The 14,416-nt window shown below is 39.5% G+C and carries 15 protein-coding genes; 14 read left to right on the forward strand and 1 reads right to left on the reverse strand.

Annotated features, from left to right (window positions below):
* Window positions 1–39: 39 nt before the first annotated feature.
* The gene (locus H8700_RS06345) at window positions 40–1,086 is read left to right on the forward strand and encodes a zinc dependent phospholipase C family protein (RefSeq protein WP_249304394.1); all 1,047 of its coding nucleotides are present in this window, start codon (window positions 40–42) and stop codon (window positions 1,084–1,086) included.
* Window positions 1,087–1,200: 114 nt separating this feature from the next.
* Entirely contained in the window at window positions 1,201–2,577 is a 1,377-nt protein-coding gene (locus tag H8700_RS06350) for an aminopeptidase (protein ID WP_249304397.1), read from the forward strand.
* 43 nt (window positions 2,578–2,620) lie between these two features.
* Here the strand turns inward: H8700_RS06350 and H8700_RS06355 are convergent, their stop codons facing one another.
* Window positions 2,621–3,877: a D-alanyl-D-alanine carboxypeptidase family protein gene (locus tag H8700_RS06355; protein ID WP_249304399.1), complete on the reverse strand. Its 1,257-nt coding sequence runs from the start codon at window positions 3,875–3,877 to the stop codon at window positions 2,621–2,623.
* A gap of 184 nt (window positions 3,878–4,061) precedes the next feature.
* Here H8700_RS06355 and H8700_RS06360 point away from each other — a divergent pair, with 184 nt between their 5' ends.
* The 12 genes from H8700_RS06360 to trmD all read left to right on the forward strand — a co-directional run bounded on the left by H8700_RS06360 (window position 4,062) and on the right by trmD (window position 14,401).
* On the forward strand, window positions 4,062–5,495 hold the full coding sequence (locus H8700_RS06360) for an acyl-CoA carboxylase subunit beta (protein ID WP_249304401.1): 1,434 nt from the start codon (window positions 4,062–4,064) through the stop codon (window positions 5,493–5,495).
* Between the two features lie 14 nt (window positions 5,496–5,509).
* Entirely contained in the window at window positions 5,510–6,202 is a 693-nt protein-coding gene (locus H8700_RS06365; protein WP_249304403.1) for an OadG family protein, read from the forward strand.
* Window positions 6,203–6,274: 72 nt separating this feature from the next.
* Window positions 6,275–6,637, forward strand: a complete 363-nt coding sequence (locus tag H8700_RS06370) for a biotin/lipoyl-containing protein (RefSeq protein WP_022142623.1) — start codon at window positions 6,275–6,277, stop codon at window positions 6,635–6,637.
* 16 nt (window positions 6,638–6,653) lie between these two features.
* Window positions 6,654–7,796: a sodium ion-translocating decarboxylase subunit beta gene (locus tag H8700_RS06375; protein ID WP_022142624.1), complete on the forward strand. Its 1,143-nt coding sequence runs from the start codon at window positions 6,654–6,656 to the stop codon at window positions 7,794–7,796.
* A gap of 115 nt (window positions 7,797–7,911) precedes the next feature.
* On the forward strand, window positions 7,912–9,324 hold the full coding sequence (locus H8700_RS06380) for an oxaloacetate decarboxylase subunit alpha (protein ID WP_022142625.1): 1,413 nt from the start codon (window positions 7,912–7,914) through the stop codon (window positions 9,322–9,324).
* A gap of 146 nt (window positions 9,325–9,470) precedes the next feature.
* Window positions 9,471–9,782, forward strand: a complete 312-nt coding sequence (locus H8700_RS06385; RefSeq protein ID WP_249304405.1) for a hypothetical protein — start codon at window positions 9,471–9,473, stop codon at window positions 9,780–9,782.
* A 23-nt stretch (window positions 9,783–9,805) separates the two neighbouring features.
* Window positions 9,806–10,174, forward strand: a complete 369-nt coding sequence (ylxM, locus tag H8700_RS06390) for a YlxM family DNA-binding protein (RefSeq protein ID WP_249304407.1) — start codon at window positions 9,806–9,808, stop codon at window positions 10,172–10,174.
* Window positions 10,175–10,458: 284 nt separating this feature from the next.
* Window positions 10,459–11,811 (forward strand): signal recognition particle protein, encoded by a 1,353-nt coding sequence (ffh, locus tag H8700_RS06395; protein WP_022142628.1) that lies wholly within the window; start codon window positions 10,459–10,461, stop codon window positions 11,809–11,811.
* Between the two features lie 97 nt (window positions 11,812–11,908).
* A complete protein-coding gene (rpsP, locus tag H8700_RS06400) occupies window positions 11,909–12,154 on the forward strand; it encodes a 30S ribosomal protein S16 (protein ID WP_022142629.1) in 246 nt (81 codons plus the stop codon).
* 32 nt (window positions 12,155–12,186) lie between these two features.
* A complete protein-coding gene (locus H8700_RS06405) occupies window positions 12,187–12,417 on the forward strand; it encodes a KH domain-containing protein (protein WP_022142630.1) in 231 nt (76 codons plus the stop codon).
* 633 nt (window positions 12,418–13,050) lie between these two features.
* The gene (gene rimM, locus H8700_RS06410) at window positions 13,051–13,557 is read left to right on the forward strand and encodes a ribosome maturation factor RimM (RefSeq protein WP_249304408.1); all 507 of its coding nucleotides are present in this window, start codon (window positions 13,051–13,053) and stop codon (window positions 13,555–13,557) included.
* Window positions 13,558–13,645: 88 nt separating this feature from the next.
* Window positions 13,646–14,401, forward strand: coding sequence for a tRNA (guanosine(37)-N1)-methyltransferase TrmD (gene trmD, locus H8700_RS06415; RefSeq protein WP_249304765.1), 756 nt, complete (start codon window positions 13,646–13,648; stop codon window positions 14,399–14,401).
* Window positions 14,402–14,416: the final 15 nt, after the last annotated feature.

Here is a 14,416-nt window from a genome sequence, read left to right on the forward strand (position 1 = left end):
AAGATACTAAGAGTACATAGAAGATAAAGGGAGGCTGTTATGGGAGCATTTGCATCGCATATTATTTTTGGATGGGAAGGAAAGAAAAAGTGGCAGGAGTGTGGTATGCTGTCAGTCTGCCGGAAGCATCAGGGGATTTTTGAGATGGGCTGTCAGGGACCGGATCTTTTTTTATATAATCCCGCAATGCTTTTTAGTACATATGATAAGAATTTAGGAGAACGTATGCATGTAGAAAAATGCGGACGTTTTATGGCATGTCTTGCGGATGTGATCAGACAGCAGGAAGAAAAAGAGGCAGTTGAGGTCGGACTGAGTTATCTGATGGGACTGTTAGCACATTATACGTTAGATACTTCTTTGCACCCGTATGTTTATGCCAGAACAGGATATGATCCTGCTGATCCGTATGCACCAAAAGCTACAATGGGAATTCATTTCAGGCTCGAAGCAGCCATTGATGCAAACCTGATCGCGCAAAAGCTTGGAATCATGCCCAGTGCATTTTATCCGGAAAAGACGATGCACGCAGAAAAAAAAGAAAAGACTTCTGTCGCAGAAATGATTGCACAGTCAGTCAGTTGTTGTTATCATCTGAATCTGAAAAAAGAAGCGGTTTTGGATTCGATGTTTATGATGCAGCATATTGTTCCACAGTTTTTTGACAGGACAGGCAGACGGAAAAAATATCTGTCGAAGTTTGAATTCCCAATCTGGGAGGATGGACTTTTCAGCAATCTGTTTGTGGAGGATGCGTATGTAGGAAAGCATGGTATTATGAATGGAAGGAATGCGACATGGTATCATCCATGGAATCTGAATATCGTATCGAAAGCATCTGTCTGGGAAATATATGAAGAGGCATTAGAGCAATATGATCATTATGTACAGGTATGGCAGCCTTATTTTCAAAAACTCTTGCAAAAAATAATGAACAACTATTCCAAACAGGTGTATAATGGTCAGGCAGATCAAAAAGCATGGCATGATCTGATCGTTGACTGTGTTGCTAAGACAGGCTGTTATTCCTATCATAGCGGTTTGCCTGTCGAACAGCCAAAGAACGTCGATAGGATCATTTTGTAGTGTGTATACGGTGTATATGACGAGAAAATGGAAACAGTACATCGGAAATCCATCCGAAAGGATTCGTTTTGAGAAGATACCGAGAGTACATTATAACAGGAATGGAGGATTTTTATGAGAGAAAATGTTTGGAAGAATTACAATGAAAAAGAGAAAGAAGAGTTAGAAAAGCTTTGTGCCGATTATATGCAATTTTTGTCTGACTGTAAGACAGAGCGTGAATGCGTAAAAGATATCGTACAAAGAGCAAAACTTGCAGGATACAAAAGTTTAGAAGAAGTAATGGAACAGAAAAAGAGATTAAAATCCGGTGATAAGGTTTATGCGGTATGTATGCAAAAAGCAGTAGCACTTTTTTGCATTGGTACAGAACCGATGGAGAAAGGACTTAACATTCTCGGCGCACATATTGATTCCCCAAGACTCGATGTCAAGCAGAATCCGTTGTATGAAGATGGTGATATGGCATATTTGGATACACATTATTATGGTGGAATTAAAAAATACCAATGGGTGACTTTGCCTTTGGCAATCCACGGAGTTGTAGTCAAAAAAGATGGAAGCAGTGTGCAGATCCATATCGGTGAAAAGGAAGAAGATCCGGTATTTTGTGTATCAGATCTTTTGATCCATTTAGCAGGAGAACAGATGGAAAAGAAGGCAGGCAAAGTGATTGAAGGAGAAAATCTCGATCTTTTAGTAGGAAGCATACCATTAGAATCAGAAGAAAAAGATGCCGTAAAAAAAGGTGTTCTTGCAATCCTTTCAAAAGAATATGGAATGGAAGAGGAAGATTTTATCTCTGCAGAGTTAGAAATCGTACCGGCAGGCAAGGCAAGAGAACTTGGATTTGACCGCAGTATGATCCTGTCATATGGACAGGATGACAGAGTTTGTGCATTTACATCATTAGATGCTATGTTAGCTGTCGATGCACCAAAAAGAACTTCCTGCTGTCTTTTGGTAGATAAAGAAGAGATCGGAAGTGTGGGTGCTACCGGAATGCGTTCCCGTTTTTTTGAGAACAGCCTGGCAGAAGTTATGGCATTGACCGGGGAATATCAGGAATTGACACTTCGTCGTGCATTAAAGAACAGTAAAATGCTTTCATCTGATGTCAATGCCGGATTTGATCCGTTATATGCAGCTTCCTTTGATAAGAAGAATGCTTCTTATTGTGGAAGTGGTATGGTTATCTCAAAATATACAGGAAGTCGTGGAAAATCCGGGTCGAATGATGCAAATGCAGAATATTTAGCACAGCTTCGCAATATTTTTGATCAGAATCATGCACATTACCAGACAGCAGAGCTTGGAAAAGTTGATGCAGGCGGTGGCGGAACGATTGCATATATTGCAGCCCTGTATGGTATGAATGTGATTGATTGCGGTGTTGCTGTTCTTAGTATGCATGCACCATGGGAAGTAACGAGCAAAGCAGATGTTTATGAAGCACAGAAATGTTATGTAGCTTTTCTGCAAAATGCATAATGCATAATGACAGCTTGCTGCTATCCGTTTGGCTTTAGCACATTTATGTTAGACTGTTAAAGAAAAAGCATTGTAATAGAAGTTTTGCAAAATAAGAAAAAGAACGTGAACGGATCGTCTCTTTTGCAATGATCGGATATTTTTCTAAAATGGTCCGGTTGACCGATATCGTATCATATCCTATGATATCGCCCTGTCGGATCGGAGCAGAAGGATTTTTTGGGATTTGTCGCTGAATCGTTAAAGTATCATCATAGGATAACGGATAAGTTATTTGGGATGGAATCGAAGAGGTCAGGGAAAGCGTGTTCTTAACAGCGTTTTGAATCGGAATGACAGAATCGTAAGATGGAATGGAAACAGTTACATTTTGAAAGTGGGAAAAACCATAATCCATCAAGACTTTCGTGTCATTCCATTTATACGTTTTGTGGGGCGGCCAGCCACAGGCAAGCACGCTTGATATCAGTATATGTCCGTCTTTTTTTGCAGCACCGGCAAAGCAATATCCGGCACGGTTGGTAAATCCGGTTTTGATACCGAGTGCACCGGCATAGGAAGAAAGAAAAACGTCATGGTTATGTACCTGATATTGACGTGTGTTGTTGCAATTAGAGAACAAGTGAGATTTTGCCTGAATGATCTGCAGGAATTGTTTGTTTTGCATGGCATATCGTGCGATCATACATAATTCTTTGGCAGTTGTATAATGTTGTTTGTCATCTAAACCGTTTGGTGTGACAAAATGTGTCCGGGTACAGCCGAGTTCGGAAGCTTTTTGATTCATCATGGCAGCAAATCCTTTGACAGAGCCGCCGATGGCTTCTGCGATTGCAACAGCAGTATCGTTATGGGATTCTAACATCAAAGAATACAGAAGATCTTTTAGATAAAACGTATCACCGGTCTGCATGTTGAGTTGTACATCCGGCATTGAAGCTGCATAGGAAGAAACAGGAATCCTGTCATTTTTCTCGGCATTTTCCAAAGCAAGGATACAGGTCATGATCTTGGTGGTGCTTGCCATGGGAAGCTTTTTATCTTCCTGTTTGCCGTATAAAACACGACCGGTAGCCGCATCCATCAGACAACAGGCTTTGGCGTTTAAGGAGGAAAGTTTTATATCCTGTTTTTTTACATAGGAAGAGCCGGAGATTTTTTTTGTTGCAATCGCTTTTGTCTGTTTTGTGTTAGAAAATGGCGGATATGTCCGCAGGCTGGAGTTAAGAGAACGGGTTGTAACCAAAAAGAGCAGAAGCAGACTGAAAAAAAGTAAAAAATAACTTATTATTTTTTGCATAAAAATGCCTCATTTCTGCAAAAGCGTTTGATTATGTATATGAGATTTTGTGTAAAACAATTCCTAAGTATTTTTCAGAAAAGTATTGCTATTTTTTCTCAAAAGAGATAGAATAAGCTCGGTGTAAATTTGTTTTATAAATTGGCTTATGCCAAATAAATACTACTATATTGGAGGGCTGAACATGAGTAACACAAATGCTTTGTCAGCAAGAGACCGTATTGCGTCTTTAGTTGACGAAAACAGTTTTGTTGAAATTGGTGCAACAATTACAAAGAGAAGTACGGATTTCAACATGCAAGAGAAATCAGTACCTGCAGACGGTGTTATTACCGGCTATGGTTTGGTTTCAGGTACACCTGCCTATATTTATAGTCAGGATGCATCATCATTGAATGGATCAATTGGTGAGATGCATGCAAAGAAGATCGCACATGTATATGAGTTGGCTGTAAAGACAGGAGTTCCTGTTATCGGGCTGATCGATTGTGCAGGTATGCGTCTTCAGGAGTCTACGGACGCACTTGCGGGTTTTGGACAAATCTACAAGATGAAAGCAAAAGCATCCGGTATCGTTCCACAGATCAGTGCCGTTTTTGGTAACTGTGGTGGCGGAGTGGCTGTTATGACAGCAATGAGTGACTTTACATTTATGGAAGCACAGAATGGTAAGCTTTTTGTGAGCTCACCAAACACGTTAGAGGGCAACTATACAGATAAGTTAGATACTGCATCTGCCGATTTCCAGAAGGCTGCATCAAATGTAGATGTTATTCTGGAAGGTGAGACAGAAGTATTAAATGCGATTCGTGAGTTGGTTTCTATTCTTCCGGAGAACAACAATGATACAGCAGGTTCTGATGAATGTATGGATGATTTAAACCGTCTTGTCCCTGACTTCGCAGCAGAAGCAGCAGATGCTGCACTTGCTTTGGAAGATATGAGTGACAACAATTTCTTCTTAGAATTAAAAGCAGGATATGCAAAAGAAATGGTAACAGGTTTTGTATGTTTTGACGGTATGACAGTTGGAGCGATCGCAAATCGTACTGCTGTTTTTGATGAGAATGGTAAAGAAGTAGAGAAATTTGATGGTCGTCTTACAACAGCCGGTTGTGAGAAAGCAGCAGACTTTGTAAAGAAATGTGATGCATTTAACATTCCTGTACTTACTTTGACAAATGTAGAAGGATATGCAACATCAGTGGAAGAAGAAACAACAATCGCAACAGCAGCTGCCAAATTGACAGCAGCATTTGTGGAAGCTGATGTGCCAAAAGTAAATCTGATCGTAGGCAAAGCATATGGTTCAGCCTATATCACAATGAATTCAAAACATATTGGAGCAGATATGGTATTTGCCCTTCCAACAGCACAGATCGGAATGATGGATGCCAATGTAGCTGCCAAGATCATGTATGCAGATGATAAGGATGTCAACCTGAATGAAAAGGCTTCTGAATTTGCAGCCCAGTCCGGTACAGAGGCAGCAGCGGCAAGAGGATATATTGATTCTGTGATCGAGCCGGAAGCAGCAAGAAAGCAGGTTCTTTATGCATTTGAGATGTTATTTACAAAGAGTGAATATCCTATTGGCAAGAAACATGGAACAATTTAAGTAAGGAGAGTCATATGAAAAAGAGAATAGCTTTATTGCTTTGTATGATCTCTTGTCTTGCTTTATTGGCAGGCTGCAGTCTGACAAAAGTAAACAAGAACCTGAATGAATCTGATTTGACAAAGAATACTGAAACATTTGTGTCTCAGTGGTTTGGTTATGACTTTGCATCTACTGTAAAGCAGTATGAAAGTCAGATGACAGAGGATGAAGTTACATCATACAAAGAGTATACAAAGATGCAGAAAAAGCATGGTGCTTTTAAGAAGATAGAGGATACTGAATACTCAGCAGCTTCTGATTCAGCATCTGTAAAAGAGACTGTTTCTACAGAAAAAGGCAGTAAGCTGGTTTTCACTGTCACATATGATGAAAAAGGTGAGATCAGCGACTGGAAAGTAGAAGAGTATAAGACCATTGGAGAGACAATGGGTAAAGCAGGATTGAATACGGTAATGAGTATGGCAATCGTATTTGCGGTACTGATCTTTATTTCTTTGATCATCAGTTGCTTTAAGTTTATCGGCAAGGCACAAAAGAAAGAAGAAAAGCCGGTTGAAACTGTTGTGGCAGCCGCACCGGTTGTAGAAGAAAATCTTACAGATGATCTGGAACTGGTTGCTGTTATCACAGCAGCGATCGCTGCAGCAAGCGAAAACGAATCTACAGATGGTTTGGTAGTTCGTTCTATTGTTCGTCGTTATTAATACGACAGGAAAGTAAAGTAGCAAAGAGAGAAGAAATTCTCAACGAATGAATGAGTATATGGAGGAAAAATCATGAAAAATTACACAATTACTGTAAATGGTACTGTATATGATGTAACAGTAGAAGAAGGAACAGGAGCAGCAACAACAGCTACAGCTCCAAAAGCAGCAGCACCGAAAGCAGCAGCTCCAAAGGCAGCAGCTCCGGCAGGCGCACAGGGCAGCGTTGCCGTAAACGCTCCAATGCCTGGCAAGATCTTATCTGTAAAAGCAAGTGCAGGACAGGCTGTAAAGAAGGGTGATGTGATCATGATCCTTGAAGCTATGAAAATGGAAAATGAAGTTGTTGCACCTCAGGATGGTACAATTGCATCCATCAATGTAGCAGCAGGTGATTCTGTAGAAGCAGGAGCAGTACTCGCATCTTTAAATTAATTAGGAGGGACTAACTTTGGATTACGTTATTACCACGTTAGAGAACCTGGCAGGTCAGACAGCTCTTGCAAATCTGACACTTGGCAATTATCTTATGATCATTGTCGGCTGCATCTTTCTCTACTTAGCGATTAAAAAAGATTATGAACCATTGCTTCTTATCCCGATCGCTTTTGGTATGATCTTGGTAAATATTTATCCTGATATCATAGCAGAGCCTGCGGATGGCGCAAATGGTGGATTATTGTATTACTTTTATCAGTTGGACGAATGGAGTATCCTGCCTTCTTTGATCTTTTTAGGTGTAGGTGCGTTGACAGACTTCGGTCCGCTGATCGCAAACCCTGCAAGCTTCCTTTTAGGAGCAGCGGCACAGTTTGGTATTTTTACTGCTTATCTGATTGCCATTTTAATGGGATTCAATGACAAAGCAGCAGCAGCAATTTCTATTATCGGTGGTGCGGACGGTCCGACATCTATCTTCCTATGTGGAAAGCTGGGACAGACAGAATATATGGGACCGATTGCGGTGGCGGCATATTCTTATATGTCATTAGTTCCTATTATTCAGCCTCCGATCATGAAACTGTTTACAACAAAAGAGGAACGTCAGATCAAGATGGCACAGCTTCGCCCTGTATCACAGTTAGAGAAGATCTTATTCCCTATCATCGTAACTCTTGTTGTGTGCATTCTTTTACCGACAACAGCTCCATTAGTTGGTATGCTGATGCTTGGTAACTTATTTAAGCAGGCAGGTAATGTAAACCAGCTTGCTGAGACGGCTTCTAATGCATTAATGTACATCGTTGTTATCTTACTTGGTACATCAGTTGGTGCTACTACAAGTGCAGAAGCATTCTTAAAGATGACAACATTAAAGATCGTAGCACTCGGTTTAGTTGCTTTTGCAGTTGGAACGGCAGCCGGTGTTCTGTTCGGAAAGATTATGTGCAAGGTAACCGGAGGAAAGATCAATCCATTAATCGGCTCAGCAGGTGTATCCGCGGTGCCGATGGCAGCACGTGTATCACAGAAAGTCGGTTCGGAGGCAGATCCAACCAACTTCCTGTTAATGCATGCTATGGGACCTAACGTAGCAGGTGTTATCGGTACAGCAGTAGCAGCCGGTGTATTTATGGCAATCTTTGGTGTATAAGAGAAAAGAGTATGCATATACAGCATACATACCGATGTACTTGAAAACAGCAGAAAATGCTGAATAAAATAATTGTGAATCATATGCTGTCATAGGGCAGCAGAATGGAGGAAACATGGCAGAGATAGAAAAGAAACCTTTAAAGATCACGGAGACAATCCTTCGTGATGCGCATCAGTCTCTGATTGCTACACGTATGACAACAGAGCAGATGCTTCCAATCGTAGACAAAATGGATAAAGTAGGTTACCATGCCGTTGAGTGCTGGGGTGGTGCTACATTTGATGCCTCTCTTCGTTTCTTAAAAGAAGATCCATGGGAGAGACTTCGTAAGTTAAGAGATGGATTTAAGAACACAAAATTACAGATGTTATTCCGTGGTCAGAATATCTTAGGATATAACCATTATGCAGACGATGTTGTAGAATATTTTGTACAGAAGTCTATCGCAAACGGTATTGATATCATCCGTATTTTTGACTGTTTAAATGATATCCGTAACTTAGAGACAGCAGTAAATGCTGCAAATAAAGAAAACGGACATGCACAGGTTGCTCTTTGTTATACATTGGGCGATGCATATACATTGGATTATTGGAAAGATATGGCGAAAAAGATCGAAGATATGGGTGCAAAGTCACTTTGTATCAAAGATATGGCCGGTCTTTTAGTTCCTGCTAAAGCAACAGAATTAGTACAGGCATTAAAAGAATCCTGCGATATTCCAATCGACCTTCATACACACTATACATCCGGTGTTGCTTCTATGACTTATATGAAAGCGGTAGAAGCAGGTTGTGATATCATTGATACAGCAATGTCACCATTCTCAATGGGTACAAGCCAGCCGGCAACAGAAGTTATGGTAGAAGCATTTAAGGGAACACCTTATGATACCGGTCTTGATCAGACTAAATTAGCTGAGATCGCTGATTATTTCCGTCCAATGCGTGAAGAAGCATTAAAGTCAGGTCTTATGAATACAAAAGTGCTTGGTGTAAATATCCAGACATTACGTTATCAGGTACCGGGCGGTATGCTTAGTAACCTTGTATCCCAGTTAAAGGAAATGGGACAGGAAGATAAGTATGAAGCTGTATTAGAGGAAGTGCCAAGAGTTCGTAAAGACTTTGGTGAACCACCACTTGTTACACCTTCTTCTCAGATCGTAGGTACACAGGCTGTATTGAATGTGGTATCAGGTGAGAGATATAAGATGGTAACAAAAGAGTCTAAAAAGATCCTGATGGGTGAATTCGGAAAGACTGTTAAACCATTTAATCCGGAAGTACAGAAGAAATGTATTGGTGATGCAGAGCCAATCACATGTCGTCCGGCAGATTTGATCAAGCCACAGCTTGCTGATATTGAAAAAGAAATGGCTCAGTACAAGCAACAGGATGAAGATGTATTATCTTATGCATTATTCCCACAGGTTGCAACAGAGTTCTTCAAATACCGTGAGGCACAGCAGCAGAAAGTAGATGCTTCCGTAGCAGATACAGAAAGCAAAGCATATCCTGTATAAAAAAATAGGACAATTCCTAAAGAAAAAAGAATAATTATGAAAAAAGTTGGCAGCGTGTCAGAAAATGTTTTTTTCGTTTGACACGCTGTTCTTTTGTTTGTTAAGATAGCAAGAGTGAGATAATTACCAAAAAAGGGAGGATTACAATGGAAGATATAAAAGAAAATTTGATCAACGAATTAGCGGATGCATTCGTTTCAGGTGAGGGAGCTAAGAAAGATAATGAAGGTTCCCGTTTTAACAAAGCAACAGGAACATTGATCGCATCCAATACATTTATTAATTATGCATTAAGTCATATTTCAGAAGAAGGTTTTACAAAGGGTAAGGTTTATAAATGCAGCCAGATCGAGAATGATTTTACACGTATTGTCTGCGATACCGGAAAAGAGATCCGTGTCAATATCAATGACCCTGATTTTTCTTTTAAGATCAATCCACGTAAAGCGAATGATTAAATACCAGAAAAGGATTAAACAAAATGGATGGGAATAAGAAGGACGACCGGATAGAGGAAAGAGTAGAACTATCTATATTATATGATTTCTATGGAGCTCTTTTAAAAGAGAACCAGCAAAGAATGTTTGAGGCATGCATTTTGGAAGATTATAATTTTACAGAGATTGCTCAGGAAGAAGGAATTTCCCGACAAGGTGTATACGATTCGATCCGCAGATCCACAAAACAGTTACGGGAATATGAGGAAAGACTTGGTCTTGTAGAAAAGTTTGAAAAACAAAAGAAATTAGCAAAGAAAATTCATCAACAGTTACAGGAACTTCCCTTAGAAAAAGAAAACAATCATTTAGAAAAGATCAATGAAATGCTTCAAAAAATCCTAGAAGAGTAAAGTAATATTTCAAAAAAGGATATAAAAAAGGAAGATAGAGCTGTAAAAAATCTTCCTATTATGAAAATGTTTAAAGATCAATAAGAAGTATAAGGAAAATCACGAAAAATCACAAAAAATAATTTTGTCAAGAAAAACACTTGACAAGTTGGCGGCGGTTCGTTATACTATCACTTGTGCTGTTAAAATATCGTTTTTGAATATAAAAATCGCTGTGTTATAAAGCAGAAGTGATTGTATTTTAATGAAACGTATATCAATCAGTAAGAGACAGGGAGGTATTTATGGCATTTGATAACTTAACAGAAAAACTGCAAAATGTTTTTAAAAACCTTCGAAGCAAAGGTCGCTTAACAGAAGATGATGTAAAAGCAGCTCTAAAAGAAGTGAAAATGGCTCTTTTAGAAGCAGATGTAAACTTTAAAGTAGTAAAGAACTTTGTTAAGACAGTACAGGAAAGAGCAGTAGGTCAGGATGTTTTAAACAGTCTGACACCGGGTCAGATGGTGATCAAGCTTGTAAATGAAGAGCTGGTTCATCTGATGGGAAGTGAAACGACAGAGATCGCGCTGAAACCTTCCAATGAGATTTCCGTTATTTTAATGTGTGGTCTTCAAGGTGCAGGTAAAACAACAACGACAGCAAAGATTGCAGGGAAACTTAAGAAAAAAGGAAGAAATCCTTTATTGGTTGCTTGTGATATTTATCGTCCGGCTGCAATTGAACAGTTGCAGATCAATGGAGAAAAGCAGGGTGTTGAAGTTTTTTCGATGGGAATAAATCATAAACCCGTTGATATTGCAAAAGCTGCGATCGAGCATGCGGCAAAGAATAAGAATAATGTTGTTATTCTCGATACTGCCGGTCGTCTTCATGTAGATGAAGACATGATGGAAGAACTTCAGGAAATCAAATCAAATGTTGAGATCGACCAGAGTATCTTAGTAGTAGATGCGATGACCGGTCAGGATGCGGTAAATGTAGCATCAACATTCAATGAAAAGATTGGGATTGATGGAGTGATTCTGACGAAGTTAGATGGTGATACCCGTGGTGGTGCTGCGTTGTCAATCAAGGCAGTAACCGGCAGACCGATTCTTTATATTGGTATGGGTGAGAAGTTATCTGATCTCGAACAGTTTTATCCGGATCGTATGGCATCCCGTATTTTAGGTATGGGTGATGTGCTTACGCTGATTGAAAAAGCAGAAGCCGAGATTGATGAGGATAAAGCAAAAGAAATGGAGAAAAAGTTCCGTAAAGCGGAATTTGACTTCAATGATTTCTTAGACCAGATGGCTCAGATGAAAAAACTTGGCGGTATTCAAAGTATTTTGAGTATGCTTCCGGGCATGGGACTCCCAAGTGATCTAGAAATAGACGATGGTATTTTTAAGAATATCGAAGCAATCATTTATTCCATGACATTAGAGGAAAGAGGAAATCCTGCGATTATCAATCCGTCACGCAAACGTCGTATTGCAAAAGGAGCCGGAGTGGATATTTCAGAAGTTAACAAATTGATGAAACAGTATGAACAGTCCAAGAAAATGATGAAGCAGATGTCAGGAATGATGGGTGGCAAAGGAAAGAAAAAAGGAAGATTTTCTATGCCAAAGATGCCGTTTGGGTTTTAAAAATTTAAATTTGTTATCAGATTCTGTCATTACAAATGTAAAGATAAGAATTTCGATATAGATAGGATGTCAGAAAGATTTAAGGAGGTGAAATGACATGGCAGTAAAGATTCGTTTAAGAAGAATGGGTAAGAAGAAAGCACCTTTCTATAGAGTAGTTGTAGCTGATGCTAGAGCACCTAGAGATGGTAGATTCATCGAAGAAATCGGTACTTACGATCCTAACCAGGAGCCAAGCGTTTTCAAGTTTGATGAAGAAAAGGCTAAGAAATGGTTAGCTAATGGTGCAAAACCAACAGAGACAGTTGGCAAATTATTAAAGGAAGCAGGTATCGAAAAATAATTTCGTATCTGTGAGTGGGGAGGTTTCAGGTAATGAAAGAATTAGTTGAAGTTCTTGCTCAGTCGCTTGTTGACCACCCGGAAGAGGTCACTGTTACAGAGACTGACAAAGACAACGAAATCATTTTAGAACTTAAAGTAGATCCCGATGATATGGGGAAAGTAATCGGTAAACAGGGGCGCATTGCAAAAGCCATTCGTGCAATGGTAAAAGCAGCTGCTTCTAAAACTGATAAGAAAGTAGTTGTAGAAATTGGACAGTAGCTACTGTCCAAAACGCCTGTGCCACACGCATAGGCGTTTTTGTTTCTAAAGAAAAACAAAACATTTTCCAATCAATGCCGCACCTTATTTTTATGAACTTGTTTCTGTTTTATTATATTGCGCCATAAATAAATTTTCGATTCTGCTTCTATTTTCCTATTGTCTTTTGAACAGAAACGACGGCTGGTTAGGAAATTTGATTTTTTAGCTTTTTTGCTCAGTGGGCACGGGTCATAACTATAGGGGCGACTCAGCCTGAGTAGCATTACTGTGTGGGACACGCTCTCGCTTCGCAAAGCCACGTAGCGCACACATAGCGCAGCAAAAAGTAAAACTTTTTTTGCTGCGCAAGTGGCGACGGGCTTAGAGAGTCCCAACAGCAATGTACATCAGGACTGGCCCTGCCCCTATATCAGATGAGAGTGCCCACAATCAATAGCAAAAAAGCAAAAAATCTTAAATTTCCTTACCGGGCGAAACAGTGTTTCAAAAGACAATAAGAAAAATAGAAGCAGAACATAGAAGTAACTCTATGACGCAGCATAATAAAGCAGAAACAAGCTTGAAAGTTATGTGTGGCATTGATTGGGAAATGAGGAAGTGTTGTGAATAGGATAGAAATGAGGTTTGGATATGGAAGATTTTTTTCGTGTTGGAGTGATTGCAAATACACATGGTATTCGTGGAGAGGTTAAGATTTTTCCTACAACGGATGATGTAAAGCGTTTTGATTATTTGAAAGAAGCATATATTGATGCCGGAAAAGAGAAGATCAAAGTAGAGGTTTCTAATGTTCGTTATTTTAAAAACTTAGTGATCGTGAAGTTTAAGGGCATTGATAATATTAATGATATAGAGAGATACAAAGGAAAAGATCTGTTAGTTACACGTGAAAATGCACTTCCTTTGGAAGAAGGAGAATATTATCTTGCAGATATTATCGGTGCAAATGTTTATACAGAAGACGGAAATCTTTTTGGTAGTCTGGAAGATGTGATTGAAACAGGTGCGAATCTGGTCTATAGTGTACAGCATGAAGGAAAAGAAGTGCTGCTTCCGGTTATTGATGACTGCGTCAAAGAAGTGAATGTGGAAGAAAAGAAGGTAATTGTTCATATTATGAAAGGATTACTTGATTAATGTGGATAAAGTTTTTATTATAAAAATGATATCCGTGAAGAAAACAGAGTATAAGAGCAATAACATAGGAAAGGAAAAAGAGAAAATGATGCGATTTCATGTAATGACACTTTTCCCGGAAATGATAGAAAATGCAATGGAAGTAAGCATTACCGGACGTGCGATCAAGGCAGGTCGCATTGCACTAAATGCAGTCAATATCAGGGACTATGCACAAAATAAGCATAATCGTGTAGATGATTATCCTTATGGTGGCGGTGCAGGTATGGTGATGCAGGCAGCTCCGGTCTATCGTTGTTATCAGGCGATCGATCAGGAATATGTATTGAAAGAAAAGAAGACAAGAGTGATCTATCTTTCTCCGCAGGGAGAAACATTTTCGCAGAAAATGGCACAAGAACTGGCAAACGAAGAAGATTTGGTCTTTTTGTGTGGTCATTATGAGGGAATCGATGAACGTGTATTGGAAGAAATTGTAACAGATTATGTATCGATCGGAGATTATGTATTAACCGGTGGAGAGCTTCCGGCATTGGTGATGATGGATACGATCTCACGTCTTGTTCCGGGGGTATTAAATAATGATATTTCAGCCCAGACAGAGTCCTTTTCCGATGATCTGTTAGAATATCCGCAATATACCAGACCGGAAGAATGGAATGGGAAAAAAGTGCCTCCTGTGTTATTGTCAGGAAACCATAAACTTCTTGCACAATGGTATCGTGAGCAGTCTGTGATACGAACAGCGCAAAGAAGACCGGATCTGATCCAAAAGGCAGATCTGACAGCAAAAGAGCAGGAATTAGTCAAAGAAATCTTAGAAGACAAAAAGCAACAGAAATAAATGGGAAGAGAAATT

It is taken from the genome of Jutongia hominis (genome assembly GCF_014384965.1).
GTDB classification, from domain to species: Bacteria; Bacillota; Clostridia; order Lachnospirales; family Lachnospiraceae; genus Butyribacter; species Butyribacter hominis.